At 68.0% G+C, this 23,588-nt stretch carries 35 protein-coding genes; 3 read left to right on the top strand and 32 right to left on the bottom strand.

Annotated elements, in window-relative coordinates; genetic code table 11:
* Positions 1-40: 40 nt before the first annotated feature.
* Positions 41-790 carry a hypothetical protein gene (locus tag AB0C73_RS02735; protein ID WP_362523705.1) on the bottom strand — a complete coding sequence of 250 codons (750 nt, stop codon included), beginning with the start codon at positions 788-790 and terminating at the stop codon, positions 41-43.
* A 167-nt stretch (positions 791-957) separates the two neighbouring features.
* Between AB0C73_RS02735 and coaA the strand changes: the two genes are divergently transcribed.
* Both coaA and AB0C73_RS02725 read left to right on the top strand, forming a co-directional pair.
* A complete protein-coding gene (coaA, locus tag AB0C73_RS02730) occupies positions 958-1,953 on the top strand; it encodes a type I pantothenate kinase (protein ID WP_362523703.1) in 996 nt (331 codons plus the stop codon).
* A 31-nt stretch (positions 1,954-1,984) separates the two neighbouring features.
* Positions 1,985-2,944, top strand: coding sequence for a DUF389 domain-containing protein (locus tag AB0C73_RS02725; protein ID WP_362523701.1), 960 nt, complete (start codon positions 1,985-1,987; stop codon positions 2,942-2,944).
* 47 nt (positions 2,945-2,991) lie between these two features.
* Here AB0C73_RS02725 and glmM read toward each other — a convergent pair whose 3' ends face one another.
* The 4 genes from glmM to AB0C73_RS02705 all read right to left on the bottom strand — a co-directional run bounded on the left by glmM (position 2,992) and on the right by AB0C73_RS02705 (position 7,407).
* Positions 2,992-4,350, bottom strand: coding sequence for a phosphoglucosamine mutase (gene glmM / locus AB0C73_RS02720; RefSeq protein WP_362523699.1), 1,359 nt, complete (start codon positions 4,348-4,350; stop codon positions 2,992-2,994).
* A 216-nt stretch (positions 4,351-4,566) separates the two neighbouring features.
* Positions 4,567-5,079 (bottom strand): 30S ribosomal protein S9, encoded by a 513-nt coding sequence (gene rpsI, locus AB0C73_RS02715; RefSeq protein ID WP_362523697.1) that lies wholly within the window; start codon positions 5,077-5,079, stop codon positions 4,567-4,569.
* Positions 5,080-5,121: 42 nt separating this feature from the next.
* On the bottom strand, positions 5,122-5,565 hold the full coding sequence (gene rplM / locus AB0C73_RS02710; RefSeq protein WP_362523695.1) for a 50S ribosomal protein L13: 444 nt from the start codon (positions 5,563-5,565) through the stop codon (positions 5,122-5,124).
* Positions 5,566-5,784: 219 nt separating this feature from the next.
* The gene (locus AB0C73_RS02705; protein WP_362523691.1) at positions 5,785-7,407 is read right to left on the bottom strand and encodes an ATP-binding cassette domain-containing protein; all 1,623 of its coding nucleotides are present in this window, start codon (positions 7,405-7,407) and stop codon (positions 5,785-5,787) included.
* Between the two features lie 56 nt (positions 7,408-7,463).
* Here AB0C73_RS02705 and AB0C73_RS02700 point away from each other — a divergent pair, with 56 nt between their 5' ends.
* Positions 7,464-8,438 carry a hypothetical protein gene (locus AB0C73_RS02700; protein WP_362523690.1) on the top strand — a complete coding sequence of 325 codons (975 nt, stop codon included), beginning with the start codon at positions 7,464-7,466 and terminating at the stop codon, positions 8,436-8,438.
* On the opposite strand, the gene truA is transcribed toward AB0C73_RS02700, so the two are convergent.
* From truA to rplB, 27 genes are all read right to left on the bottom strand, one after another.
* On the bottom strand, positions 8,409-9,296 hold the full coding sequence (truA, locus tag AB0C73_RS02695; protein WP_362523688.1) for a tRNA pseudouridine(38-40) synthase TruA: 888 nt from the start codon (positions 9,294-9,296) through the stop codon (positions 8,409-8,411). The two genes, AB0C73_RS02700 and truA, sit on opposite strands and share 30 nt — an antisense overlap.
* 80 nt (positions 9,297-9,376) lie before the next feature.
* Positions 9,377-9,847, bottom strand: a complete 471-nt coding sequence (rplQ, locus tag AB0C73_RS02690; protein WP_356063809.1) for a 50S ribosomal protein L17 — start codon at positions 9,845-9,847, stop codon at positions 9,377-9,379.
* Positions 9,848-9,984: 137 nt separating this feature from the next.
* Positions 9,985-11,007: a DNA-directed RNA polymerase subunit alpha gene (locus AB0C73_RS02685; protein ID WP_265864056.1), complete on the bottom strand. Its 1,023-nt coding sequence runs from the start codon at positions 11,005-11,007 to the stop codon at positions 9,985-9,987.
* A gap of 142 nt (positions 11,008-11,149) precedes the next feature.
* Positions 11,150-11,554 carry a 30S ribosomal protein S11 gene (rpsK, locus tag AB0C73_RS02680; RefSeq protein ID WP_003956432.1) on the bottom strand — a complete coding sequence of 135 codons (405 nt, stop codon included), beginning with the start codon at positions 11,552-11,554 and terminating at the stop codon, positions 11,150-11,152.
* 66 nt (positions 11,555-11,620) lie between these two features.
* A complete protein-coding gene (gene rpsM / locus AB0C73_RS02675; protein ID WP_015035595.1) occupies positions 11,621-12,001 on the bottom strand; it encodes a 30S ribosomal protein S13 in 381 nt (126 codons plus the stop codon).
* A 206-nt stretch (positions 12,002-12,207) separates the two neighbouring features.
* The gene (gene rpmJ / locus AB0C73_RS02670; RefSeq protein WP_003956441.1) at positions 12,208-12,321 is read right to left on the bottom strand and encodes a 50S ribosomal protein L36; all 114 of its coding nucleotides are present in this window, start codon (positions 12,319-12,321) and stop codon (positions 12,208-12,210) included.
* Positions 12,322-12,385: 64 nt separating this feature from the next.
* Positions 12,386-12,607, bottom strand: coding sequence for a translation initiation factor IF-1 (infA, locus tag AB0C73_RS02665; protein WP_003956442.1), 222 nt, complete (start codon positions 12,605-12,607; stop codon positions 12,386-12,388).
* 152 nt (positions 12,608-12,759) lie between these two features.
* Positions 12,760-13,611: a type I methionyl aminopeptidase gene (map, locus tag AB0C73_RS02660; RefSeq protein WP_362523685.1), complete on the bottom strand. Its 852-nt coding sequence runs from the start codon at positions 13,609-13,611 to the stop codon at positions 12,760-12,762.
* Positions 13,612-13,711: 100 nt separating this feature from the next.
* Positions 13,712-14,359: an adenylate kinase gene (locus AB0C73_RS02655; RefSeq protein WP_362523683.1), complete on the bottom strand. Its 648-nt coding sequence runs from the start codon at positions 14,357-14,359 to the stop codon at positions 13,712-13,714.
* Positions 14,359-15,678 carry a preprotein translocase subunit SecY gene (secY, locus tag AB0C73_RS02650; protein ID WP_362523682.1) on the bottom strand — a complete coding sequence of 440 codons (1,320 nt, stop codon included), beginning with the start codon at positions 15,676-15,678 and terminating at the stop codon, positions 14,359-14,361. Before secY ends, AB0C73_RS02655 begins: the two co-directional genes overlap by 1 nt.
* 213 nt (positions 15,679-15,891) lie before the next feature.
* Positions 15,892-16,347, bottom strand: a complete 456-nt coding sequence (gene rplO / locus AB0C73_RS02645; RefSeq protein ID WP_362523680.1) for a 50S ribosomal protein L15 — start codon at positions 16,345-16,347, stop codon at positions 15,892-15,894.
* A 1-nt stretch (position 16,348) separates the two neighbouring features.
* Positions 16,349-16,531, bottom strand: a complete 183-nt coding sequence (gene rpmD, locus AB0C73_RS02640; RefSeq protein WP_005313525.1) for a 50S ribosomal protein L30 — start codon at positions 16,529-16,531, stop codon at positions 16,349-16,351.
* Positions 16,531-17,136, bottom strand: a complete 606-nt coding sequence (rpsE, locus tag AB0C73_RS02635) for a 30S ribosomal protein S5 (RefSeq protein WP_005313527.1) — start codon at positions 17,134-17,136, stop codon at positions 16,531-16,533. Before rpsE ends, rpmD begins: the two co-directional genes overlap by 1 nt.
* Before the next feature lie 45 nt (positions 17,137-17,181).
* Positions 17,182-17,565 (bottom strand): 50S ribosomal protein L18, encoded by a 384-nt coding sequence (gene rplR / locus AB0C73_RS02630; RefSeq protein ID WP_362523678.1) that lies wholly within the window; start codon positions 17,563-17,565, stop codon positions 17,182-17,184.
* A 3-nt stretch (positions 17,566-17,568) separates the two neighbouring features.
* Positions 17,569-18,108 (bottom strand): 50S ribosomal protein L6, encoded by a 540-nt coding sequence (gene rplF / locus AB0C73_RS02625; RefSeq protein WP_030201556.1) that lies wholly within the window; start codon positions 18,106-18,108, stop codon positions 17,569-17,571.
* Positions 18,109-18,128: 20 nt separating this feature from the next.
* Entirely contained in the window at positions 18,129-18,527 is a 399-nt protein-coding gene (gene rpsH, locus AB0C73_RS02620) for a 30S ribosomal protein S8 (RefSeq protein WP_041130779.1), read from the bottom strand.
* Between the two features lie 223 nt (positions 18,528-18,750).
* Positions 18,751-18,936, bottom strand: coding sequence for a type Z 30S ribosomal protein S14 (locus tag AB0C73_RS02615; protein WP_059127180.1), 186 nt, complete (start codon positions 18,934-18,936; stop codon positions 18,751-18,753).
* A gap of 5 nt (positions 18,937-18,941) precedes the next feature.
* Positions 18,942-19,499 carry a 50S ribosomal protein L5 gene (gene rplE / locus AB0C73_RS02610; RefSeq protein ID WP_362523881.1) on the bottom strand — a complete coding sequence of 186 codons (558 nt, stop codon included), beginning with the start codon at positions 19,497-19,499 and terminating at the stop codon, positions 18,942-18,944.
* Positions 19,496-19,807: a 50S ribosomal protein L24 gene (rplX, locus tag AB0C73_RS02605; RefSeq protein WP_189974770.1), complete on the bottom strand. Its 312-nt coding sequence runs from the start codon at positions 19,805-19,807 to the stop codon at positions 19,496-19,498. The genes rplE and rplX overlap by 4 nt, the downstream gene beginning before the upstream one ends.
* A gap of 2 nt (positions 19,808-19,809) precedes the next feature.
* A complete protein-coding gene (gene rplN, locus AB0C73_RS02600; RefSeq protein ID WP_003956455.1) occupies positions 19,810-20,178 on the bottom strand; it encodes a 50S ribosomal protein L14 in 369 nt (122 codons plus the stop codon).
* 104 nt (positions 20,179-20,282) lie between these two features.
* Positions 20,283-20,558 carry a 30S ribosomal protein S17 gene (rpsQ, locus tag AB0C73_RS02595; RefSeq protein ID WP_265864048.1) on the bottom strand — a complete coding sequence of 92 codons (276 nt, stop codon included), beginning with the start codon at positions 20,556-20,558 and terminating at the stop codon, positions 20,283-20,285.
* Positions 20,558-20,782, bottom strand: a complete 225-nt coding sequence (gene rpmC / locus AB0C73_RS02590) for a 50S ribosomal protein L29 (protein WP_128985131.1) — start codon at positions 20,780-20,782, stop codon at positions 20,558-20,560. The genes rpsQ and rpmC overlap by 1 nt, the downstream gene beginning before the upstream one ends.
* A complete protein-coding gene (rplP, locus tag AB0C73_RS02585) occupies positions 20,782-21,201 on the bottom strand; it encodes a 50S ribosomal protein L16 (RefSeq protein WP_015035580.1) in 420 nt (139 codons plus the stop codon). The genes rpmC and rplP overlap by 1 nt, the downstream gene beginning before the upstream one ends.
* Before the next feature lie 5 nt (positions 21,202-21,206).
* The gene (gene rpsC / locus AB0C73_RS02580; RefSeq protein ID WP_362523674.1) at positions 21,207-22,040 is read right to left on the bottom strand and encodes a 30S ribosomal protein S3; all 834 of its coding nucleotides are present in this window, start codon (positions 22,038-22,040) and stop codon (positions 21,207-21,209) included.
* Positions 22,040-22,387, bottom strand: coding sequence for a 50S ribosomal protein L22 (rplV, locus tag AB0C73_RS02575; protein WP_030359020.1), 348 nt, complete (start codon positions 22,385-22,387; stop codon positions 22,040-22,042). Before rplV ends, rpsC begins: the two co-directional genes overlap by 1 nt.
* A gap of 44 nt (positions 22,388-22,431) precedes the next feature.
* Positions 22,432-22,713 carry a 30S ribosomal protein S19 gene (rpsS, locus tag AB0C73_RS02570; protein ID WP_009190133.1) on the bottom strand — a complete coding sequence of 94 codons (282 nt, stop codon included), beginning with the start codon at positions 22,711-22,713 and terminating at the stop codon, positions 22,432-22,434.
* A gap of 12 nt (positions 22,714-22,725) precedes the next feature.
* Positions 22,726-23,562 carry a 50S ribosomal protein L2 gene (gene rplB, locus AB0C73_RS02565; protein ID WP_030208986.1) on the bottom strand — a complete coding sequence of 279 codons (837 nt, stop codon included), beginning with the start codon at positions 23,560-23,562 and terminating at the stop codon, positions 22,726-22,728.
* Positions 23,563-23,588: the final 26 nt, after the last annotated feature.

Here is a 23,588-nt window from a genome sequence, read left to right as displayed (position 1 = left end):
CGGACCTGACCTGACCGGACGTGACCCGACCGGACCCGGCTCAGCCCAGCTTCGCCGCCTGCGCGTCGATGACCGTCTTCGGCTGCTCCTTGACCTCGCCGCTGATGCTCAGCGTGGCGAAGCCGGCGAGGTTGTTGCCCTTGCGGAGGACGGCGAGCTTGGTGACGAACGGCTCGCCCTCCATGTCGCGGGTGACGGTCCAGGCCAGGGCCTCGTCGCCCGCGGTCACCGTGTCCGGCTGCACCTTGGTGACCTTGGTGGCCACACCGCCGCCGTGGATGGTGAAGCCGCCGGCGCACTCGGTGCCCGCCGCCTTCAGGGACGCGAGGGCCTGCTGGGCGCCCTCGCCGGCGTAGGAGCCGAGGGTCACCGAGGTGACGGGCGCGGCGAAGGTGCCGAGGGCGTCCTCGAAGGAGCCCTTCTTCTGCGGGATCGGGATCGTCTTGACGGTGGCGCTGGCGCCGGGCGTGCCGGGCGCGGCCCAGGAGAGGGCCTCGGCCAGCGGCTCGCACGCGGGCTTGTCGGCGCTGACGTCCCCGGCGTTGACGTGCTCAGCAGGCTTGGCCTGCTCCACCTTGTAGCCCTTGAGGTCCGCCTGCGTCACCAGCAGCTTCTCCAGATCCGCCGCCGGCAGCGCCGTCACGTCGGGCTTCGCCGCCGCGGAGGCGGAGGCGTCCGCCTTGCCGCTGTCCTCGGTCTTCTTCTCCTCGCCGGCGCAGGCGGTGAGGGCGAGCGCGAGGGTGGTGACCGCGGCGACGGCCCCGGCGTGACGAAGGGCGCGTACTCTCATGTCTCAGCTCTCTCTTCAGCTTCTTCGCGTTGTCCGGGCGAACCCTATGTGCGCAGGTCACACGCACGCAGCTGATTTCGGGCAGGCGGAGGGGGAAGCCCGCCACGTGACCCACCCCACGGCCCCCGGGTCACCCACGACCGCCCCCGAGCCACGACAATGGCTCGGTGATCACTTCGCCGCCACGAAGCAACGGCACCGGCACCGGCTCGCGCCGGGTGGCCGAGCCGACGCCTTATGTCGACCTCACCCGGGGTGAGTGGAGCGCACTGCGCGACAAGACGCCGCTGCCGCTGACCGCCGACGAGGTCGAGCAGCTGCAGGGGCTCGGGGACGTCATCGACCTCGACGAGGTGCGGGACGTGTATCTGCCGCTGTCCCGGCTGCTCAATCTGTACGTGCAGGCCACCAGCGGGCTGCGCGGGGCGCTCAACACCTTCCTCGGGGAGAAGGCGGAGCAGCGCGGCACGCCGTTCGTCATAGGGGTCGCCGGGTCCGTGGCCGTCGGGAAGTCGACCGTCGCCCGGCTCCTCCAGGCGCTGCTCGCGCGCTGGCCCGAGCACCCGCGGGTGGAGCGGATCACCACCGACGGGTTCCTCTATCCGATGGAGGAGCTGAAGGCGCGGGGGCTGATGTCCCGCAAGGGCTTCCCCGAGTCGTACGACCGGCGCGCGCTCACCCGCTTCGTCGCCGACGTGAAGGCGGGCAAGGACGAGGTCACCGCGCCCGTCTACTCGCACCTCATCTACGACCGGGTGCCGGACGAGAAGCTCGTGGTGCGCCGCCCCGACATCCTGATCGTCGAGGGGCTCAACGTCCTCCAGCCGGCCCTGCCCGGCAAGGACGGGCGCACCCGCGTCGGGCTCGCCGACTACTTCGACTTCTCGGTGTACGTGGACGCCCGCGCCGAGGACATCGAGCAGTGGTACCTCAACCGCTTCCGCAAGCTGCGCGAGACCGCGTTCCAGGACCCGTCCTCGTACTTCCGGCGCTGGACCCAGGTCTCCGAGGAGGAGGCCCTGGAGTACGCCCGCACGATGTGGCGGACCGTCAACAAGGTCAACCTCCTGGAGAACGTGGCCCCGACCCGCGGACGGGCGACGCTCGTCGTCCGCAAGGGCGCGGACCACAAGGTGCAGCGCCTCAGCCTCCGCAAGCTCTGACGCCGCACAGGTCAGCCCCTACACTCGCGGGATGCTGCACCTGCGCCTGATCGTTCCTCCCGACCGTACGGACTCGGCCGTCGCGCTCATCGAGCGCACCGTCGGCACCACCCATCTCGTGGTGCTGCCGGGCGCGGCCCGGGACCCGGCCGGCGACCTCGTGATGTGCGACGTGGCGCGCGAGGCCGGGCAGGAAGTCCTGCGCGGGATACGGGAGCTGAAGATCGATCAGGACGGCTCGATCGCCGTCGAGAACATCGATCTGTCGCTGTCGAGCCGGGCGACCGCCGCCGAGGAGGAGGCGCCCGGCGAGGGCGCCGACGCGGTGATCTGGGAGCAGCTGACCGACGCCACCCACGAGGAGTCGACGCTCACCATCACCTACAGCGCCTTCATGATCATCGCCACGATGATCGCGGCCTGCGGTGTGGTCCTCGACAACGCGGTCCTCATCGTGGGCGCCATGGCCGTCGGCCCGGAGTTCGGACCACTGGCCGGCATCTGTACGGGGCTTGTGCGGCGCGCCCCGAAGCTGGTGCTGCGCTCCTCGTACGCGCTGATCATCGGCTTCGCGGCGGCGATCGTCGCGACGACCGTGTTCAGCCTGGGGATGGACGCGCTCGGCCTGTTCAGCATCGAGCAGCTCGACGCCCCGCGCCCCAACACCAGCTTCATCTGGCAGCCGGACCCGTTCTCCTTCGTCGTCGCCCTGCTCGCGGGCGCGGCCGGCACGCTCTCGCTCACCTCGACGAAGTCGGGGGCGCTGATCGGGGTCGCGATCTCCGTGACGACGGTCCCGGCCGGCGCGAACGCCGCCGTGGCGCTGAGCTACGCGCAGTACGCCCAGATGTGGGGCTCGATGGTGCAGCTGGTGCTCAACCTGACCGGCATCATCGCGGCCGGCACGCTCACGCTCTTCGCGCAGAAGCTGCTGTGGCGCACCCAGCGCGGCCGCTGGACCCGTATCCCCAGAACGGGCAAGAAACGCTGACAGCCCCCGCGATCAGATCCGCGGGGGCTGTCGGTGCGTCACACGGTCTAGCCGAGCGCCGACTTCACCACGTCCGCGAGCCGCCCGGCCACCGAGCGCGCCTGCTCGATGTCCGCGGCCTCGACCATGACCCGCACCAGCGGCTCGGTGCCGGAGGGGCGGAGCAGCACGCGGCCGGTGGTGCCGAGCTCGCGCTCGGCCTCGGCGACGGCGTGGGACAGCTCGGCGGAGGTGTTCACCCGGGACTTGTCGACGTTCGGCACGTTGACGAGGACCTGCGGCAGGCGCTCCATGACGCCCGCCAGCTCGGCGAGGGACTTGCCGGTGGCGGCGACGCGGGCCGCGAGCATCAGTCCGGTCAGGGTGCCGTCGCCGGTGGTGGCGTGGTCGAGCACGATGACGTGGCCGGACTGCTCGCCGCCGAGGGCGTAGCCGTGCTCCTTCATCGACTCCAGGACGTAGCGGTCGCCGACCGCGGTCTGCACGAGGGCCAGGCCCTCGCGCTCCATCGCCAGCTTGAAGCCGAGGTTGGACATGACGGTGCCGACGACGGTGTCGCCGCGCAGGGTGCCGGCCTCGCGCATGGCGAGGGCCAGGATCGCGAGGATCTGGTCGCCATCGACCTCCTCGCCGCGGCCGTCCACGGCGAGGCAGCGGTCGGCGTCGCCGTCGTGGGCGATGCCGAAGTCGGCCCCGTGCTCGACCACGGCGGCCTTGAGCAGGCCGAGGTGGGTGGAGCCGCAGCCGTCGTTGATGTTGAGGCCGTCGGGCTCGGCGCCGATGGTGACGACGGTGGCGCCGGCCCGGGAGAAGGCCTCGGGCGAGACGCGGGCGGCGGCGCCGTGGGCCTCGTCGAGGACGATCTTCAGGCCGTCGAGCCGGTTGGGGAGGACGCCGATGAGGTGGGCGACGTACTTGTCGAAGCCCTCGTCGTAGTCGCGGACGCGGCCGACGCCGGCCCCGGTGGGACGGGTCCAGGGGGCGCCGGTGCGGTGCTCCTCGTAGACGGACTCGATGCGGTCCTCGAGGTCGTCGGCGAGCTTGTGGCCGCCGCGGGCGAAGAACTTGATGCCGTTGTCGGGCATCGCGTTGTGGGAGGCGGACAGCATCACGCCGAGGTCGGCGCCGAGCACGCCGGTGAGATACGCCACCGCCGGGGTGGGCAGCACACCGACGCGCAGGACGTCGACGCCCGCGCTCGCCAGGCCGGCCACGACGGCGGCCTCCAGGAACTCTCCCGAGGCGCGCGGGTCGCGCCCCACCACGGCGGTCGGCCGATGGCCCTCAAAGGTGCCCGTCTCGGCGAGCACGTGCGCGGCCGCGACCGACAGGCCGAGCGCCAGCTCCGCCGTCAGGTCGGCGTTGGCCACGCCGCGTACCCCGTCCGTGCCGAAGAGTCGTCCCACAGCTGTCCTCCGAAAATACTCCGATGGTGCGATCCCTCGTGTGGCTGCTGCCCGCTTTTGGCCGGCTGCCGCTCAGGGATGAGCCCAAGTGATGCCCAAGATTATGAAAGCAAGGTCCGAAAATGAAAAAGCCGGGGACCCCGGCGAAAAGCCGGACGCCCCGGCAGCACGGGCAGTGCCGCCGGGGCGTCCGGGCCAAGCAGACCGAGCAGGCGATTAGCGCTTGCTGTACTGCGGGGCCTTGCGGGCCTTCTTGAGACCGGCCTTCTTGCGCTCGACCGCACGGTCGTCGCGGGAGAGGAAGCCGGCCTTCTTCAGCGCCGGGCGGTTGTTCTCGACGTCCGCCTCGTTCAGGGCGCGGGCCACGCCGAGGCGCAGGGCGCCGGCCTGACCGGAGACGCCGCCACCCGAGATGCGGGCGATGACGTCGTAGCGGTTGTCCAGCTCGAGCACCTTGAAGGGCTCGTTGACTTCCTGCTGGTGCACCTTGTTCGGGAAGTAGTTGTCGAGCGTGCGCCCGTTGATCTTCCACTTGCCGGTGCCCGGGACGATCCGGACGCGGGCGATGGCGTTCTTGCGACGGCCCAGGCCGGCAGCCGGCTGCGGGTCGCCGAAGCGGGACGCGACGGACTCGGAGGTGTAGTCACCCTCGACGATCTCGGTCTCGGTGGTGTACTCCTCGACGCCCTCGAACTCGTCGACGGGGGTCTCAGGGGTGGTCTCGGCCACGATGCTCCTCAGATTTCTTTCGTTCTTAGGGGGTGGCCGGAACTACTGCGCGACCTGGGTGATCTCGAACGGGACCGGCTGCTGGGCAGCGTGCGGGTGCTCGGCGCCCGCGTAGACCTTCAGCTTCGAGAGCATCTGACGGCCCAGGGAGTTCTTGGGGATCATGCCCTTGATGGCCTTCTCGACAGCCTTCTCCGGGCTCTTCTCGAGGAGCTCGTCGTAGCGGATCGAGCGCAGACCACCCGGGTAGCCGGAGTGGCGGTACGCCATCTTCTGGGTCTTCTTGTTGCCGGACAGGTGGACCTTGTCAGCGTTGATGATGATGACGAAGTCGCCCATGTCCATGTGGGGCGCGTAGACGGGCTTGTGCTTGCCTCGCAGGAGGTTCGCAGCCGTCGTCGCCAGACGGCCCAGGACGATGTCCTGCGCGTCGATGATGTGCCACTGGCGAGTGACATCGCCGGGCTTGGGGCTGTACGTACGCACTTCGTAGCCTTCGCTTCTTCAGTGGATGGAGTCCAGACACACCTGAAGCGATCATGCAGCTGGGGCCTGCACTGCCGGGACACCGCCCGTATGCGAGCCACTGGTAACTGCTCCAGGGAACTTGCGTAAGGGCCCCTCGCGTGAGAACGACGAAGCCGATACGCATAACAAACCGCTACGGTACCCGCGCCACCCCGGACGGGTCAAAACGCGCCGCCCCTACCGCGCCCGCTCCACGCGCCGCTCGTCCCACACCGGCTCGCTCGTCTCCCGTACGACCCCGTCCGAGCCGAAGACCAGATACCGGTCGAAGGAGCGCGCGAACCAGCGGTCGTGGGTGACGGCGAGGACCGTGCCCTCGTACGACTCCAGGCCGTCCTGGAGGGCCTCCGCGGACTCCAGGTCCAGGTTGTCCGTCGGCTCGTCGAGCAGCAGCGCCGTCGTGCCCGCCAGCTCCAGGAGCAGGATCTGGAAGCGCGCCTGCTGGCCGCCGGAGAGCTTCTCGAAGGCCTGGTCGCCCTGCCGCTCCAGCTCGTAGCGGCGCAGCATGGACATGGCCCCGCCGCGGTCCTTGGCGTGCTCGGTCCACAGGATGTCGACCAGCGGGCGCCCGAAGAGCTCCGGGTGGGCGTGGGTCTGCGCGAAGTGCCCCGGCACGACCCGGGCGCCCAGCTTCCACGTACCCGTGTGCGCGACCGACTCGTCACCGGCGAGCAGCCGCAGGAAGTGCGACTTGCCGGAGCCGTTCGAGCCGAGGACGGCGACCCGCTCCCCGTAGAAGATCTCCAGGGAGAAGGGCTTCATCAGCCCCGTCAGCTCCAGGTTCTCGGCCGTCACCGCCCGCACGCCGGTCCGGCCGCCGCGCAGCCGCATCCGGATGTCCTGCTCGCGCGGCGGCTCCGGCGGCGGGCCGGCCTCCTCGAACTTCCTCAGGCGCGTCTGCGCCGCCGCGTACCGCGAGGCCATGTCATGGCTGACCGCGGCCGCCTGCCGCAGGTTGAGCACCAGCTTCTTCAGCTGGGCGTGCTTCTCCTCCCAGCGCCGCTTCAGCTCCTCGAAGCGCGCGAAACGCTCCCGCCGCGCCTCGTGGAAGGTGTCGAAGCCGCCACCGTGCACCCACACGTCCGAACCGGCCGGACCGGGCTCCACGGCCACGATCTTCTGCGCGGCCCGGGACAGCAGCTCACGGTCGTGGGAGATGAAGAGCACCGTCTTACGGGTCTCCCGCAGCCGCTCCTCCAGCCAGCGCTTGCCGGGCACGTCGAGATAGTTGTCCGGCTCGTCGAGGAGCAGCACCTCGTCGCTGCCGCGCAGCAGGTACTCCAGGACCAGACGCTTCTGCTCTCCGCCGCTCAGCGTGCGCACCTGCCGGAACTGCGCCTTGTCGTACGGCACGCCCATCGCGGCCATGGTGCACACGTCCCACAGGGTCTCGAACTCGTACCCCTGCACCTCGGCCCAGTCGCTGAGCGCCTGCGCGTACGCCATCTGCGCGGCCTCGTCGTCGACCGTCATGATCCGCTCCTCGGCGGCGTCGACGGCCTGCGCGGCGGTACGGATCCGGGCGGGCGCCACCGAGACCAGCAGGTCGCGCACGGTCGACTCGTCCCGCACGGAGCCCACGAACTGCGGCATCACGCCGAGCCCGCCGCTGACCGTGACGGTGCCGCCGTGCGGCTGGAGCTCCCCGGAGATCATCCGGAGGAGGGTCGTCTTGCCGGCGCCGTTGGCCCCGACCAGGGCGACCACGGCGCCCTCGCCGACCCGGAAGGAGGCGTCCCCGAGGAGGACCCTCCCGTCCGGAAGGTAGTACTCCAGGTGCGCGGCTTCGACATGTCCCATGAGGGGCATTGTCACCGCCGCGACCGCCGAATCCCAAGCGGATTAGGATGCCGCGCATGAGCTTTGGGGGACCGCAGGCGGGCGGCGAGCAGCAGAACGGGCAGCAGGGTTACGGGTACGGGTACCCGCAGCAGCCGGGTTACGGATACCCGCAGCAGCCACCGGCGTACGGTCAGCAGCCCACGTACGGGCAGCCCCAGCAGCCGAACCCGTTCCCGGGCGCGCAGGACACCGGCACCCCCGACTGGGGCGCCCTCGCCGACGCCTCCGCCTCCCGCAACAAGCGCAAGCGCCTGCTGTTCATCGGCGGCGGCGTGGTCGCCGCGCTCGCCGTGGGCGCGGTGGTCGCCACCGCGATCGTCTCCACCAACAGGAACAACGAGGAGGCGAAGAACGGCGGCCCCACGCCGACCGGCTCCGTCGCCCCCACCGACACCGCGAGCCCCGCCCCGACCTTCTCCTCGGTCGCCCCGCTGCCCCCGCCGAACCCGATGGACTACATCTCCGACGCCAAGAAGGACAAGGCGCCGCTGAGCCCCGAGGGCCTCTTCCCGGGCAAGAAGCTGAGCATGAACAAGCGCCCGTACGCGAAGGGCGCGACCTCCTCCACCACGAACTGCGCGGCCGTCACCCAGGGCGCTCTCGGCGGCGTCCTCAAGAACAACGGCTGCACCCGGGTGATCCGCGCCACCTACGTCCGCGACGGGGTCGCGATCACCGTCGGCGTCGCCGTCTTCCCGACCGACGAGCAGGCGAGCAGGGCGAAGAAGCAGGCCAGTGGCGGCATCGCGCCGCTCACCGGCGCCGGGGTGAAGGACTTCTGCCACGCCACGGTCTGTCTGCGGCGCACCAACTCCATCGGCCGGTACGTGTACCTCACCCAGGCCGGCTTCCTCAACGGCAAGAAGGTCACCACCGGCGACTCGGCGGTCTTCCAGGCCTCCGACGACCTGGGCACCTTCACCTTCAACCAGCTCTACGCCCGCGGCCGCGCCCAGGCCTCAGCAGCAGCCGGCGCTCCCCGGGAGTGACCGCTTGTTGCGGGCCTCCCTGCTGCGGGCGGCGAGCAGCTCGTCGGCCGGGTAGCCGACCTCTTCCAGGGTGAGGCCGTGCGGCCGTACGACATGCACGGCCGAGTCCCGCACACCGGCGGCCAGGACCTTGCCCGGCCACTCGACCGGGCGGTGCCCGTCGCCGACGAAAAGCAGCGCGCCGACCAGCGAGCGCACCATGTTGTGGCAGAAGGCGTCGGCCTTGACGGTGGCCTCCAGGATCCCGTCCGGGCGGCGCTCCCAGCGCAGCTCCTGCAGGGTCCGGATGGTCGTCGCGCCCTCGCGCTTCTTGCAGTACGCGGCGAAGTCGTGCTCGCCGACGAGGCGCTCGGCGGCCGCGTTCATGGCGTCCATGTCGAGCGTCCAGTCGTGCCACAGGACGTGGCCGCGCAGGAGCGGGTCGACGCCGCCGGGGTGGTCGGTGACGCGGTAGGCGTAACGGCGCCAGATCGCCGAGAAACGCGCGTTGAAGCCCGCGGGGGCCTCCTCGACCTTCCAGACCCGCACGTCGTGCGAGAGGCGCCCGGCGAGCCGCCGCAGCAGCTTCTCCCGGTGCTCCGCCCACAGGCCCTCCGGCAGGTCCACGTGCGCGACCTGGCCGCGGGCGTGGACCCCGGCGTCGGTACGGCCGGCGACGGTCAGCTCGTACGTCTCGGAGGACCGGGTCACGGTCTTCAGCGCGTCCTCGATCTCGCCCTGGACGGTCCGCTGCCCGCGGGCCTGCTTGGCCCAGCCGGAGAAGTCCCTGCCGTCGTACGAAAGGTCGAGCCGTACGCGTACGAACCCGGGCTGCACGTCATCACGCTGGTCGGTCACGCCGTAAATCCTCTCAAACACATGGACACGCCTCGGACGCACGGGAGCGGGCCCGCACCCCAGGGGGTACGGGCCCGCTCGCGGGAAACTCGGCGGAACGCTTACGCGTCCTTCGCCTCGTCCTCGGTCGTCTCGACCGCGGCGGCCTCGTCGGCCTCCTTGACGGCGCGCTTGGTGGCGGCCTCGGCCTCGGCGACGGTCGCCTTCTTGGCGATCTCGCCCTCGACCAGCTCGATCACGGCCATCGGGGCGTTGTCGCCACGACGGTTGCCGATCTTGGTGATACGGGTGTAACCACCCGGACGCTCCGAGTAGCGCGGGGCGATCTCGGTGAAGAGGGTGTGGACGACGCCCTTGTCGGTGATCGTCTGCAGCACCAGGCGACGGTTGTGGATGTCGCCCTTCTTCGCCTTGGTGATCAGGCGCTCGGCGACCGGACGCAGGCGACGGGCCTTGGCCTCGGTCGTCGTGATGCGGCCGTGCTCGAAGAGCGACTTCGCCAGGTTGGCGAGGAGCAGCTTCTCGTGCGCGGCGGAGCCGCCGAGGCGGGCGCCCTTGGTGGGACGCGGCATGGTGTTTCTCCTTGGGTCTGCCCCGGCCGTGTCAGGTACCGGAGTCAGTGTCCGAGCAGGCGGTTACCTGTCGGAGATCCGGGACGCGCCCTCGAAAGGGCGGGTCCCGGAAGGTACGGACCGTGAGGCCCGAGCTCTTAGTACTGCTCGGTCTCGACGAAGCCCGCGTCCGCGTCGTCGTCGGCGCCGAAGGCGTCGGCGGCGGCGGTCGGGTCGAATCCGGGCGGGCTGTCCTTGAGGGCCAGGCCCATGCCGGCCAGCTTCGCCTTGACCTCGTCGATCGACTTCGCACCGAAGTTGCGGATGTCGAGCAGGTCGGCCTCGGAACGCGCCACGAGCTCACCCACGGAGTGGATGCCCTCGCGCTTGAGGCAGTTGTACGACCGAACGGTGAGCTCCAGCTCCTCGATCGGCAGCGCCAGGTCGGCGGCCAGGGCGGCGTCCGTCGGGGACGGGCCCATGTCGATGCCCTCGGCGTCGATGTTGAGCTCGCGGGCCAGACCGAACAGCTCGACCAGGGTCTTGCCGGCGGACGCCATGGCGTCACGCGGGCGCATGGCCTGCTTGGTCTCGACGTCGACGATGAGCTTGTCGAAGTCGGTGCGCTGCTCGACTCGGGTCGCCTCGACCTTGTAGGTGACCTTGAGAACCGGCGAGTAGATGGAGTCGACCGGGATACGGCCGATCTCCTGGCCCACCTGCTTGTTCTGGACAGCGGAGACGTAGCCGCGACCGCGCTCGACGGTCAGCTCCATCTCCAGCTTGCCCTTGCCGTTGAGCGTGGCGAGGACCAGGTCGGGGTTGTGCACCTCGACACCGGCCGGCGGCGCGATGTCGGCGGCGGTGACGACACCCGGACCCTGCTTGCGCAGGTACATCACGACCGGCTCGTCGTGCTCCGAGGAGACGACCAGCTGCTTGATGTTCAGGATGAGGTCGGTGACGTCCTCCTTGACGCCCGGCACGGTGGTGAACTCGTGCAGGACACCGTCGATGCGGATGCTGGTGACAGCAGCGCCGGGGATCGACGAGAGGAGGGTGCGGCGGAGCGAGTTGCCGAGGGTGTAGCCGAAGCCCGGCTCCAGCGGCTCGATGACGAACCGGGAGCGGAACTCGTCGACGACCTCTTCGGTCAGCGAAGGACGCTGAGCGATAAGCATGTCGGTGATTCCTTCGTTTGTGGACGCCCACTATTTGACGCCCGACAGGTACTGCGAGGTACTGCCAAGGGTACGGGCGGCACGTCCCTTTGCAGGGTCGTACCGCCCGGACACTCAAAGACGCACAGGTGCGCCCGCTGCGTCAGACGCGGCGGCGCTTCGGCGGACGGCAGCCGTTGTGCGGGGTGGGGGTGACGTCCTGGATCGAGCCGACCTCGAGGCCGGTGGCCTGGAGGGAGCGGATCGCGGTCTCACGGCCGGAGCCGGGACCCTTGACGAAGACGTCGACCTTGCGCATGCCGTGCTCCTGCGCGCGGCGGGCGGCCGACTCGGCGGCCATCTGCGCGGCGAAGGGGGTGGACTTGCGCGAGCCCTTGAAGCCGACGTGGCCGGCGGAGGCCCAGGAGATCACGTTGCCGGACGGGTCCGTGATCGAGACGATCGTGTTGTTGAACGTGCTCTTGATGTGCGCGTGGCCGTGAGCGACGTTCTTCTTTTCCTTGCGGCGCACCTTCTTGGCAGCGCCCTGACGACCCTTGGGGGGCATCTATAACTCCTACGGGAGGTGGTCGGTCCTACAGCGAAGACCGTTTGGTCGAGCGTCCGCTGAGGACTACTTCTTGCCCGGCTTCTTCTTACCGGCGATGGCGCGACGCGGGCCCTTGCGGGTACGAGCGTTCGTGCTGGTGCGCTGACCGCGGACGGGCAGGCCACGACGGTGGCGCAGGCCCTGGTAGCAGCCGATCTCGACCTTGCGGCGGATGTCGGCGGCGATCTCGCGGCGGAGGTCACCCTCGGTCTGGAGGTTGGCGTCCACGTACTCGCGGATCTTGACGAGGTCTTCCTCGGCAAGGTCGCGGACACGGGTGGACGGGTTCACGCCGGTCGCGGCGAGGATCTCCTCGGACCGGGTACGCCCGATGCCGAAGACGTAGGTGAGTGCGACCACCACACGCTTTTCGCGCGGGATGTCAACACCGGAAACGCGTGCCATTCAATGGCTCCTGTGTTCTCGGGGGTCTGCTGCAGAACCACTCCCGACTGCCGACCCTCTGTTGTCAGAGGAGTGGTACAGCCGGGTCCCCGGCCCCCGCCGGAGGTGTCGTCAGCCGTGCGGGACGGCCGGACGGGCTCTGCTTATGTACGTGTGTTGCTATGCGTCGCGCGAAGAACTGCGAGATGCAGGTCGGTCGGCGTGCGTCAGCCCTGGCGCTGCTTGTGGCGCAGGTTGTCGCAGATGACCATGACCCGGCCGTGGCGGCGGATCACCTTGCACTTGTCGCAGATCTTCTTGACGCTCGGCTTGACCTTCATGGGATGTGAGGTTCTCCGGGTCAGTGCCACCACCCGCGCGAAGGTGCGGGGGTGCGGGCAAGATCTACTTGTACCGGTAGACGATCCGGCCACGCGTCAGGTCGTACGGAGACAGCTCCACGACGACCCGGTCGTCCGGGAGGATTCGGATGTAGTGCATCCGCATCTTGCCGGAGATGTGCGCGAGGACCTTGTGACCGTTCTGGAGCTCCACCTTGAACATGGCGTTCGGCAGGGACTCGATCACGGTGCCCTCGATTTCGATGGCACCTTGCTTCTTGGCCACGCTTCGCCCTTCGAATCGGCTACCTTGATCGACTCTCGCCTCCGGGTGCGGACACACGGGTACACGAGAGCCGACGCATCAGTCTACGTCAGGCACCTGGAAAAGACGAATCCGGGAAGTTTGCCCAACGTCGTTGATCGTTACGCCAGCGGTCAGGCCAGCGGATCCGGCGCCGCCGTCACGCCCAGCTCCGCCAGCTTCGCCTTGCCGCCGTCGACCGCCGTGAGGACCAGCGGGCCCTCCTCGGTCAGGGCGATGCTGTGCTCCCAGTGGGAGGACCAGGTGCCGTCGGTCGTGATGACGGTCCAGTCGTCGGCGAGAACCTCGGTGCGCGGGGTGCCGAGGGAGACCATGGGCTCGATGGCCAGGCAGAAGCCGGGGACCAGCTTCGGGCCCTTGCCGCGCTTGCGGGAGACGTAGTTCAGCAGGTGCGGGTCCATGTGCATCTCGGTGCCGATGCCGTGGCCGCCGTAGTCCTCGATGATGCCGTAGCGGCCCAGGCTGTGGTCGCCCACGGCCGGCCGCGGCTGGCGCTTGATGTAGGACTCGATCGCCTTCGAGATGTCCACCAGGCGCGCGCCGAGCTTCATCGCGGCGATGCCCGCCCACATCGACTCCTCGGTCACCCGGGAGAGCTCGATCAGCTCCGGCGCGTGGCCGCTGCCCACGAAGCAGGTGTACGCGGCGTCGCCGTGCCAGCCGTCGACGATCGCGCCGGCGTCGATGGAGATGATGTCGCCGTCCTTGAGGACGGTCTTCTCGTCCGGGATGCCGTGGACGACGACCTCATTGACCGAGGTGCAGATGGTCGCGGGGAACCCGCCGTACCCGAGGAAGTTGGACTTCGCGCCGTGGTCGGCGATCACCTTGCGGGCGACCTCGTCCAGGTCCCGCGTCGTCGCGCCCGGCACCGCCACCTCGCGGGTGGCCGCGTGGATGGCCGCGACGACCAGCCCCGCCTCGCGCATCTTCGCGATCTGCTCGGGGGTCTTGATCTGCACCATCGTGGTCGGGGCCTTTCCTCTACGCGTACCGGGGACAGAACAACGATACGGCCGCGGCGCCCTCACCGGGCACCGCGGCCGTGTCGTACGAAAACCGTGGTTACTTCTTCAGCGCGTCCATCGCCCGCGCCGTGACCTCGTCCACCTTGCCGAGAGCGGAGATCGTCGCGACGAGCCCCTGCTTCTTGTAGTAGTCGATGATCGGCTCGGTCTGCGTGTGGTAGACCTCCAGGCGCGTGCGGACCGTCTCCTCGGAGTCATCCGGGCGCTGGAAGAGCTCGCCACCGCAGATGTCGCAGACGCCCTCGGTCTTCGGGGCGTTGTACGTCACGTGAAAGACGTGCGCGGAGTCGGTGCGGCAGACGCGACGACCCGCGATCCGCTTCACGACCTCGTCCTCGGGGACCTCCAGGTCCAGAACCGCGTCCAGCTGCATGCCGTCCTCCTTGAGGGCGGCATCCAGGGCCTCGGCCTGGGCCACGTTGCGCGGGAACCCGTCGAGCAGGAAGCCGTTGACGGCGTCCTCCTGCTCCATACGGTCCTTGGCCATCCCGATGGTCACCTCGTCCGGAACGAGCTCGCCCCGGTCCATGTAACCCTTCGCCGCCAGGCCCAGCTCCGTGCCCTGCGAGATGTTGGCACGGAACAGGTCACCCGTGGAGATGTGAGGAATGGCCAGGTTCTTGGCAAGGAACGCAGCCTGCGTTCCCTTGCCGGCCCCGGGCGGTCCGACGAGGACGATTCGCATCAGCGGAGGAACCCTTCGTAATTGCGCTGCTGGAGCTGGCTCTCGATCTGCTTCACGGTCTCGAGACCCACACCCACGATGATCAGGATGCTGGTGCCACCGAACGGGAAGTTCGCGTTCGCACCACCGAAGCCGGCCAACGCCATCGTCGGCACAAGAGCGATCAGACCCAGGTACAGCGAGCCCGGCCAAGTGATCCGGTTGAGCACGTAGCTCAGATACTCGGCAGTAGGACGACCAGCCCGGATACCCGGGATGAAGCCACCATACTTCTTCATGTTGTCGGCGACTTCCTCGGGGTTGAACGAGATCGCCACGTAGAAGAAGGCGAAGAACACGATCAGAAGGAAGTACGCGGCGATGTAGTACGGGTGGTCACCCTTGACGAAGTGGGCTTCGATCCAGGTCTTCCAGCCGGCGGTGGAGTTCGAGAACTGCGCGACGAGCGCCGGGATGTAGAGCAGCGACGAGGCGAAGATGACAGGAATCACACCTGCCTGATTCACCTTCAACGGGATGTAAGTGGACGTACCGCCGTACGACCGCCGGCCGATCATCCGCTTCGCGTACTGCACCGGGATGCGGCGCTGGGCCTGCTCGACGAAGACGACGAGGGCCACCATCACGAAGCCGATGATGATCACGGTGCCGAACTCGATCCAGCCCTTGGCGAGCTTGCCGCTCTCCTTGATGGCCCACAGGGCGCCCGGGAAGCCGGCGGCGATCGAGATGAACATGAGGATCGACATGCCGTTGCCGATGCCGCGGTCGGTGATGAGCTCGCCCAGCCACATCACGACACCGGTGCCCGCGGTCATGGTGATGACCATGGTGGCGGTGGTGAAGATCGACTGGTCGGGAACGACCTGGCTCGCGACGGTGCAGCCGCTGAACAGCGCGCCGGTACGGGCGGTGGCGACGAGGCCGGTGCCCTGGAGGATGGCGAGCGCGACCGTCAGATAACGCGTGTACTGCGTGATCTTCGTGGTGCCGGCCTGCCCCTCCTTCTTCAGGGCCTCCAGGCGCGGGATCACGACGGTCAGCAGCTGCAGGATGATGCTCGCCGTGATGTACGGCATGATGCCGAGCGCGAAGATGGTGATCTGCAGCAGCGCCCCGCCACTGAACATGTTCACCAGACCGAAGAGGCTGTTGTTGCCCTGCTTCGCCTGGTCGACACACTGCTGGACGGCCTCGTAGCTGACGCCGGGGACGGGGATGTGCGCCCCGAGCCGGTACAGCACGATGATGCCGAGCGTGAAGAGCAGCTTCTTGCGCAGGTCGGGCGTCTTGAACGCCCGGGCGAACGCGGTGAGCACGGTGCCTCCTGCGACCCCCGCGCAATGCGTCAGAGGTGACGGTCTTGAGGTTCGACTATGAGTGGTCAGTCCGGAGGGCTCGCGGGCATACCGCACGCACTCTAGACAGTGGACGCCACCTTACCGGCGACTATGGCCCCCTAGGAACGACCAACCGGGGATGCCCCTTTTGTAGGGGCATCCCCGGTGGGATGTTCAGGCCATCGAGTCGTCTCAGACGAGCTCGGTGACGGTGCCGCCGGCGGCGGCGATCTTCTCCTTGGCGGAGCCGGAGACGGCGTCGACCGTCACCTGCAGCGCCACGGAGACCTCGCCCTGGCCCAGGACCTTGACGAGCTGGTTCTTGCGAACCGCACCCTTGGCGACCAGGTCGGCCACCGTGACCTCGCCACCCTGCGGGTAGAGCGCGGCCAGCTTGTCCAGGTTCACGACCTGGAACTCGGTGCGGAAGGGGTTCTTGAAGCCCTTCAGCTTCGGGAGGCGCATGTGGAGCGGCATCTGGCCACCCTCGAAGCGCTCCGGAACCTGGTAGCGGGCCTTCGTGCCCTTCGTACCACGACCGGCCGTCTTACCCTTCGACGCCTCACCACGACCCACACGGGTCTTGGCGGTCTTGGCGCCCGGGGCGGGACGGAGGTTGTGGACCTTCAGCGGGTTGGTCTCCGCCATGTCAGTCGACCTCCTCGACCGTCACGAGGTGGCGGACGGTGTGCACCATTCCGCGGAACTCGGGGCGGTCCTCCTTGACGACCACGTCGTTCAGGCGCTTGAGCCCGAGCGAACGCAGGGTGTCGCGGTGGTTCTGCTTGCTGCCGATGTACGACTTCGTCTGCGTGATCTTGAGGCGAGCCATTACGCACCCGCCCCGGCACGCGCACGAAGCAGAGCCGCGGGGGCGACGTCCTCGAGGGGCAGACCGCGGCGGGCCGCGATCTCCTCGGGACGCTGCAGGCCCTTGAGGGCCGCCACGGTCGCGTGCACGATGTTGATCGCGTTGTCGGAGCCGAGCGACTTCGACAGGATGTCGTGAACGCCGGCGCACTCGAGCACGGCGCGCACCGGGCCACCGGCGATGACACCGGTACCGGGGGAAGCCGGCTTGAGCAGGACGACGCCCGCGGCCTTCTCACCCTGGATCGGGTGCGGGATGGTGCCCTGGATACGGGGGACCTTGAAGAAGTGCTTCTTGGCCTCCTCAACACCCTTGGCGATGGCGGCCGGCACCTCCTTGGCCTTGCCGTAACCGACACCCACGGTGCCGTCACCGTCGCCCACCACGACCAGCGCGGTGAAGCTGAAGCGACGACCACCCTTCACAACCTTGGCGACGCGGTTGATCGCGACAACGCGCTCAACGTACGCGGTCTTCTCGGCGGCGGCAGCGCCACCGTCGCGGCCCTTCCGGTCCCGCCGCTCGCCGCCACCGGCACCGCTGCCGCGGCGCTGGGGTCCAGCCATTGGAATACCTCTCTCTGTTACGTCCGTTAGTCCCGGAACCGGGGCTTAGAACTTCAGCCCGGCTTCGCGGGCGGCGTCAGCCAGAGCGGCAATGCGCCCGGCGTACCTGTTGCCACCACGGTCGAACACGACGGCCTCGACGCCGGCCGCCTTGGCGCGCTCGGCGACCAGGGCGCCGACCTGCTTGGCCTGCGCGGACTTGTCGCCCTCGCCACCGCGGACGGAGGCGTCCAGGTGGGACGCCGACGCCAGGGTGTGACCCTTGAGGTCGTCGATGACCTGGGCGGTGATACCGCGGTTCGAGCGCGTCACGACGAGACGCGGACGCTCCGCCGTACCCGACACGTTCTTGCGGATGCGCAGGTGACGACGCGCCTTCGCAGCGCGCTTGTAAGCGTCGCCCTTGGCGATCTTGACACCGTATGCCATGGCTTACTTACCAGCCTTTCCGACCTTGCGGCGGATGACCTCGCCCGCGTACTTGACACCCTTGGCCTTGTACGGGTCGGGCTTCCGCAGCTTGCGGATGTTGGCGGCGACCTCGCCGACCTTCTGCTTGTCGATGCCCTCGACCGAGAACTTGGTCGGCGACTCGACCTTGAAGGAGATGCCCTCGGGGGCCTCCACCAGGATCGGGTGGCTGTAGCCGAGCTGGAACTCCAGGTCGGAGCCCTTCGCGGCAACGCGGTAACCGACACCGCTGATCTCGAGCGCCTTCGTGTACCCCTGGGTCACACCGGTGATCATGTTGGCCACCAGCGTGCGGGACAGGCCGTGGAGGGCCTTGTTCTGACGCTCGTCGTTCGGACGGGTGACGTTGAGAACGCCGTCCTCGCCCTTAACGATCTCGATCGGAGCGGCGACGGTGTGCGTCAGCGAGCCCTTGGAGCCCTTGACGGTGACCGTGCGGCCCTCGATGGTGACGTCCACGCCGGCGGGAACCGGGATGGGGAGCTTGCCAATGCGAGACATAGCTTTTCCTCCGTTCCCGACTACCAGACGTAGGCGAGGACTTCCCCACCCACGCCCTTCTTCTGCGCCTGCTGGCCGGTCAGGAGACCGTGGGACGTGGAGATGATCGCCACGCCCAGGCCGCCGAGGACCTTCGGCAGGTTGGTGGACTTCGCGTAAACCCGGAGGCCCGGCTTCGAGATCCGCTTGATGCCCGCGATGGAGCGCTCACGGTTCGGACCGAACTTGAGGTCGAGCACGAGGTTCTTGCCGACCTCGGCGTCCTCGACCTTCCAGCCCGTGATGAAGCCCTCCTGCTGGAGGATTTCCGCGATATGCGACTTGATCTTGCTGTGCGGCATCGTCACGGAGTCGTGGTACGCCGAGTTCGCGTTACGCAGACGCGTGAGCATGTCTGCGATCGGATCAGTCATGGTCATGAATTGGCCTTCGGCCTCTCTCGCCGGGGTTTCCTGGTGCACCATCCCTCTCCCCGATCCGAGACGGGGCGGGTGCGGTGCGGTGGACCTACGGCGTAGTAAGTCGGTAGGGCGGCGGACGCCCAACCCTTCAAGCCTACGGCATGAAGAGGAGGGCCTCCGCCAGCCCAGTGCTTACCGAGAGACTCCGGTCATTCACCAACGCCCAGAGGGCGAAGGAGAATTACCAGGAGCTCTTGGTCACGCCCGGCAGCTCGCCACGGTGAGCCATCTCACGAAGGCACACGCGGCACAGGCCGAACTTGCGGTACACGGAGTGGGGGCGACCGCAGCGCTGGCAGCGGGTGTACGAACGCACACCGAACTTGGGCTTGCGGGCAGCCTTCGCGATGAGAGCCTTCTTCGCCATCTCGCTTACGCCTCCTTGAACGGGAAGCCGAGGTGACGCAGAAGGGCACGGCCCTCGTCGTCGTTGGTCGCCGTGGTGACCACGGTGATGTCCATACCCCGGACGCGGTCGATCTTGTCCTGGTCGATCTCGTGGAACATGACCTGCTCCGTGAGACCGAAGGTGTAGTTGCCACGGCCGTCGAACTGCTTGGGGGACAGGCCGCGGAAGTCGCGGATGCGCGGCAGCGCGAGCGACAGGGTGCGGTCCAGGAACTCCCACATGCGGTCGCCACGGAGCGTGACGTGGGCACCGATCGGCTGGCCCTCACGCAGCTTGAACTGCGCGATGGACTTGCGGGCCTTGGTGACGGCCGGCTTCTGACCGGTGATCGTGGTGAGGTCGCGGATCGCGCCCTCGATCAGCTTCGAGTCACGGGCGGCGTCGCCGACACCCATGTTGACCACGATCTTCACGAGGCCGGGGATCTGCATGACGTTGTCGTACTTGAACTCGTCACGCAGCTTGCCCGCGATCTCCTCGCGGTACTTCGTCTTGAGACGCGGAGTGGTGGTAGCCATCAGATGTCCTCACCCGTCCGCTTGGCAACGCGGATCTTGTTGCCCTCGTCGTCGAAGCGGTAACCCACACGCGTGACGACCTTCTTGCCGTCCTTCTCCACGACCAGCTGGACGTTGGAGACGTGGACCGGAGCCTCGGTGGTCACGATGCCGCCGGCCTGGTTCGGGCCGGCCTTCGTGTGCTTCTTGACCCGGTTGACACCCTCGACCAGGACACGGGAGTCGGCGGGGTAGGCCGCGATGACCTTGCCCTGCTTGCCCTTGTCCTTACCGGTGATGACCTGGACCAGGTCGCCCTTCTTGATCTTCATGCTTACAGCACCTCCGGCGCGAGCGAGATGATCTTCATGAACTTCTTCTCGCGCAGCTCACGGCCCACCGGGCCGAAGATACGGGTGCCGCGAGGGTCGCCGTCGTTCTTCAGAATGACGGCGGCGTTCTCGTCGAAGCGGATGTACGAGCCGTCCTGGCGGCGGCGCTCCTTGACGGTGCGAACGATGACCGCCTTGACGACGTCACCCTTCTTCACGTTGCCACCGGGGATCGCGTCCTTGACGGTGGCGACGATGACGTCACCGATGCCCGCGTAGCGGCGACCCGAACCACCGAGAACACGGATGCAAAGGATCTCCTTGGCACCAGTGTTGTCGGCGACGCGAAGTCGCGACTCCTGCTGGATCACGTCTATCTCCTGATTGTCTGCCGGTTCCCGGTGGGGGCCTCAAGCGAGTGAGGCCCCACACCGAGCCTGGCGGAACGAACCCGAGGGAAGGCCCCTCGGATTAATTACTTGGCCTTCTCGAGGATCTCGACGACACGCCAGTGCTTCGTGGCGGACAGCTTGCGCGTCTCCATGAGGAGCACGCGGTCGCCGACGCCGGCCTGGTTCTGCTCGTCGTGAGCCTTGAGCTTGTTCGTACGGCGGATGATCTTGCCGTACAGCGCGTGCTTGACGCGGTCCTCGACAGCGACGACGACGGTCTTGTCCATCTTGTCGCTGACGACGAGGCCCTCACGGACCTTGCGGGCGTTGCGCTCTTCAGTCACGTTGTTCTCGCTCATCAGGCGTTCTCCACCGTCTCGATGCCCAGCTCACGCTCACGCATCAGGGTGTAGATCCGGGCGATGTCCTTACGGACGGACTTGAGCCGACCGTGGTTCTCGAGCTGGCCCGTCGCCGCCTGGAAGCGGAGGTTGAACAGCTCTTCCTTGGCCTCGCGGAGCTTGGCGACAAGCTCCTCGTTGCCCAGCTCGCGCAGCTCGGACGCCTTGGTACCGGCCGACATCACAGCTCACCTGCCTCGCGCTTAACGATCTTGCACTTCATCGGCAGCTTGTGAGCCGCACGAGTCAGAGCCTCACGCGCGATCTTCTCGTTCGGGTAGGACAGCTCGAACATCACCCGACCGGGCTTGACGTTCGCGATCCACCACTCCGGGGAACCCTTACCGGAACCCATGCGGGTCTCGGCAGGCTTCTTCGTGAGCGGACGGTCCGGGTAGATGTTGATCCAGACCTTGCCGCCACGCTTGATGTGGCGGGTCATCGCGATACGCGCGGCCTCGATCTGACGGTTGGTCACGTACGCCGGCGTGAGGGCCTGAATGCCGTACTCGCCGAACGCAACCTGCGTGCCACCCTTGCTCATGCCCGAGCGCTTGGGGTGGTGCTGCTTGCGGTGCTTGACCCTACGGGGGATCAGCATTTCGGTCAGGCCTCCGTTCCGGTGCTCTCAGCAGCCGGAGCGGCGGCGGGAGCCTCGGCCTTGGGGGCCTCGGCAGCCTGAGCCTGCTGCGGCTTGCGACCGCGACCGCCACGCTCGCCACCGCGGCCACCACGGCCGGCCGGGCGGTCAGCGCCACCACGGGCCGGGCGGTTGCCGGCGCGGGCAGCGGCGTTCTCGGCGCGGACCTCGGCGATGTTCTTGACGTCGCCCTTGTAGATCCAGACCTTCACGCCGATGCGGCCGAAGGTCGTCTTGGCCTCGAAGAAGCCGTACTCGACGTTCGCGCGCAGCGTGTGCAGCGGCACACGACCCTCGCGGTAGAACTCCGAGCGGGACATCTCGGCGCCGCCGAGACGGCCACCACACTGGATCTTGATGCCCTTGGCGCCGGCCTTCATGGCGGACTGCATGCTCTTGCGCATGGCCCGACGGAAGGAGACGCGGGAGGACAGCTGCTCGGCGACGGCCTGGGCCACCAGCTGAGCGTCGACCTCGGGGTTCTTGACCTCGAGGATGTTCAGCTGGACCTGCTTGCCGGTCAGCTTCTCGAGCTGGCCGCGGATCTTGTCGGCCTCGGCGCCACGGCGACCGATGACAATGCCCGGGCGAGCGGTGTGGATGTCCACACGGACGCGGTCACGGGTGCGCTCGATCTCCACCTTCGAGATGCCGGCGCGCTCCATGCCGGACGTCAGCATCCGACGGATGGCGACGTCTTCCTTGACGTAGTCCTTGTACAGCTTGTCGGCGTACCAGCGGGACTTGAAGTCCGTGGTGATGCCGAGCCGGAACCCATGCGGGTTAACCTTCTGGCCCATTACCGGGTTCCTTCCTTGCTGCTGACGACCACGGTGATGTGGCTGGTCCGCTTGCGGATCCGGTAGGCACGGCCCTGGGCACGCGGACGGAACCGCTTCAGGGTCGGGCCCTCGTCGACGAACGCCTCGCTGATGAACAGCGAAGAGGCGTCCGTGTGGTCGTAGTTGTGCGCGGCGTTGGCGATGGCGCTGTCGAGCACCTTGCCGACCGGCACGGAGGCTGCCTGCGGGGCGAATCGCAGAACAGCCTGAGCCTCCGTGGCATCCATGCCACGGATAAGGTCCACCACGCGGCGGGCCTTCATGGGCGTAACGCGGATGTACCGCGCCTGGGCCCTGGCTTCCATGGTTGTCCCTCTCAGTTACTTACGTGTCTGAATGCGATCCGCTGCTAGCGGCGCTTCGACTTCCGGTCTTCCTTGACGTGACCCCGGAAGGTGCGCGTCGGCGAGAACTCGCCGAGCTTGTGGCCGACCATCGACTCGGTGACGAACACCGGGATGTGGGTCTTGCCGTTGTGCACCGCGATCGTGTGGCCGAGCATGGCCGGGACGATCATCGAGCGACGGGACCAGGTCTTGATGACGTTCTTGGTGCCGGCTTCGTTCTGGACATCCACCTTCTTGATGAGGTGGTCGTCGACGAAGGGCCCCTTCTTGAGACTGCGCGGCATCTAAACCCGCTCCTAGCGCTTCTTGTTCGTCTTGCGGCGGCGGACGATGTACTTGTTCGAAGCCTTCTTCGGCGAACGAGTACGACCCTCCTTCTGACCCCACGGGGAGACCGGGTGACGACCACCGGAGGTCTTGCCCTCACCACCACCGTGCGGGTGGTCAACCGGGTTCATCGCCACACCGCGAACGGTCGGGCGGACGCCCAGCCAGCGCTTGCGGCCGGCCTTGCCCCAGTTGATGTTCGACTGCTCGGCGTTGCCGACCTCACCGATGGTGGCGCGGCAGCGGGCGTCGACGAGACGGATCTCACCGGACGGCATGCGGAGGTGGGCCATGGTGCCCTCCTTCGCCAGCAGCTGCACGGAGGCACCGGCCGAGCGGGCGAACTTGGCGCCGCCACCGGGACGGAGCTCGATCGCGTGGATCGTGGTACCGACCGGGATGTTGCGGAGCGCCAGGTTGTTGCCGGGCTTGATGTCCGCGCCCGGGCCGTTCTCGACGCGGTCACCCTGCGTCAGACCCTTGGGGGCGATGATGTAGCGCTTCTCGCCGTCCACGTAGTGGAGCAGCGCGATGCGCGCGGTGCGGTTGGGGTCGTACTCGATGTGAGCGACCTTGGCCGGCACGCCGTCCTTGTCGTGACGACGGAAGTCGATCACACGGTAGGCGCGCTTGTGGCCACCGCCCTGGTGACGGACGGTCACACGACCGGTGTTGTTACGGCCGCCCTTGCTGTGCAGGGGGCGGACCAGCGACTTCTCCGGCGTGGACCGCGTGATCTCGACGAAGTCGGCGACGGAGGAGCCACGGCGGCCCGGCGTCGTCGGCTTGTACTTGCGGATACCCATTTCTCAGTCCTCGTCCGATATCGGAC

This window comes from Streptomyces sp. NPDC048623 (genome assembly GCF_040650755.1).
In the GTDB taxonomy this organism is placed as follows: domain Bacteria; phylum Actinomycetota; class Actinomycetes; order Streptomycetales; family Streptomycetaceae; genus Streptomyces.
Note: the sequence above shows the minus strand (reverse complement) of the source record. Positions and strands in the feature narration are given on the sequence as shown.

Excerpts from the sequence above, each read along its gene's own strand:
- AB0C73_RS02700 (WP_362523690.1), top strand. The coding sequence starts at position 7,464 with ATGAGCTTTGGGGGACCGCAGGCGGGCGGCGAGCAGCAGAACGGGCAG.
- rplB (WP_030208986.1), bottom strand. The coding sequence starts at position 23,562 with ATGGGTATCCGCAAGTACAAGCCGACGACGCCGGGCCGCCGTGGCTCC.
- rpsE (WP_005313527.1), bottom strand. The coding sequence starts at position 17,136 with ATGGCTGGACCCCAGCGCCGCGGCAGCGGTGCCGGTGGCGGCGAGCGG.
- rplP (WP_015035580.1), bottom strand. The coding sequence starts at position 21,201 with ATGCTGATCCCCCGTAGGGTCAAGCACCGCAAGCAGCACCACCCCAAG.
- AB0C73_RS02705 (WP_362523691.1), bottom strand. The coding sequence starts at position 7,407 with ATGGGACATGTCGAAGCCGCGCACCTGGAGTACTACCTTCCGGACGGG.
- rpmD (WP_005313525.1), bottom strand. The coding sequence starts at position 16,531 with ATGGCTCGCCTCAAGATCACGCAGACGAAGTCGTACATCGGCAGCAAG.
- rplO (WP_362523680.1), bottom strand. The coding sequence starts at position 16,347 with ATGGCGGAGACCAACCCGCTGAAGGTCCACAACCTCCGTCCCGCCCCG.
- rpsQ (WP_265864048.1), bottom strand. The coding sequence starts at position 20,558 with ATGAGCGAGAACAACGTGACTGAAGAGCGCAACGCCCGCAAGGTCCGT.
- map (WP_362523685.1), bottom strand. The coding sequence starts at position 13,611 with ATGGTGCAGATCAAGACCCCCGAGCAGATCGCGAAGATGCGCGAGGCG.
- rpsS (WP_009190133.1), bottom strand. The coding sequence starts at position 22,713 with ATGCCGCGCAGTCTCAAGAAGGGGCCCTTCGTCGACGACCACCTCATC.
- rpsH (WP_041130779.1), bottom strand. The coding sequence starts at position 18,527 with ATGACCATGACTGATCCGATCGCAGACATGCTCACGCGTCTGCGTAAC.
- rplR (WP_362523678.1), bottom strand. The coding sequence starts at position 17,565 with ATGGCATACGGTGTCAAGATCGCCAAGGGCGACGCTTACAAGCGCGCT.
- AB0C73_RS02615 (WP_059127180.1), bottom strand. The coding sequence starts at position 18,936 with ATGGCGAAGAAGGCTCTCATCGCGAAGGCTGCCCGCAAGCCCAAGTTC.
- AB0C73_RS02725 (WP_362523701.1), top strand. The coding sequence starts at position 1,985 with ATGCTGCACCTGCGCCTGATCGTTCCTCCCGACCGTACGGACTCGGCC.
- AB0C73_RS02655 (WP_362523683.1), bottom strand. The coding sequence starts at position 14,359 with ATGCGAATCGTCCTCGTCGGACCGCCCGGGGCCGGCAAGGGAACGCAG.
- rpsC (WP_362523674.1), bottom strand. The coding sequence starts at position 22,040 with ATGGGCCAGAAGGTTAACCCGCATGGGTTCCGGCTCGGCATCACCACG.
- rplX (WP_189974770.1), bottom strand. The coding sequence starts at position 19,807 with ATGAAGATCAAGAAGGGCGACCTGGTCCAGGTCATCACCGGTAAGGAC.
- rpsM (WP_015035595.1), bottom strand. The coding sequence starts at position 12,001 with ATGGCACGCGTTTCCGGTGTTGACATCCCGCGCGAAAAGCGTGTGGTG.
- AB0C73_RS02685 (WP_265864056.1), bottom strand. The coding sequence starts at position 11,007 with ATGCTTATCGCTCAGCGTCCTTCGCTGACCGAAGAGGTCGTCGACGAG.
- rpmC (WP_128985131.1), bottom strand. The coding sequence starts at position 20,782 with ATGTCGGCCGGTACCAAGGCGTCCGAGCTGCGCGAGCTGGGCAACGAG.
- rplQ (WP_356063809.1), bottom strand. The coding sequence starts at position 9,847 with ATGCCGCGTCCCACCAAGGGCGCCCGCCTCGGCGGCTCCGCCGCGCAC.
- rplF (WP_030201556.1), bottom strand. The coding sequence starts at position 18,108 with ATGTCTCGCATTGGCAAGCTCCCCATCCCGGTTCCCGCCGGCGTGGAC.
- rplV (WP_030359020.1), bottom strand. The coding sequence starts at position 22,387 with ATGGAAGCCAGGGCCCAGGCGCGGTACATCCGCGTTACGCCCATGAAG.
- rpmJ (WP_003956441.1), bottom strand. The coding sequence starts at position 12,321 with ATGAAGGTCAAGCCGAGCGTCAAGAAGATCTGCGACAAGTGCAAGGTG.
- rpsK (WP_003956432.1), bottom strand. The coding sequence starts at position 11,554 with ATGCCCCCCAAGGGTCGTCAGGGCGCTGCCAAGAAGGTGCGCCGCAAG.
- AB0C73_RS02735 (WP_362523705.1), bottom strand. The coding sequence starts at position 790 with ATGAGAGTACGCGCCCTTCGTCACGCCGGGGCCGTCGCCGCGGTCACC.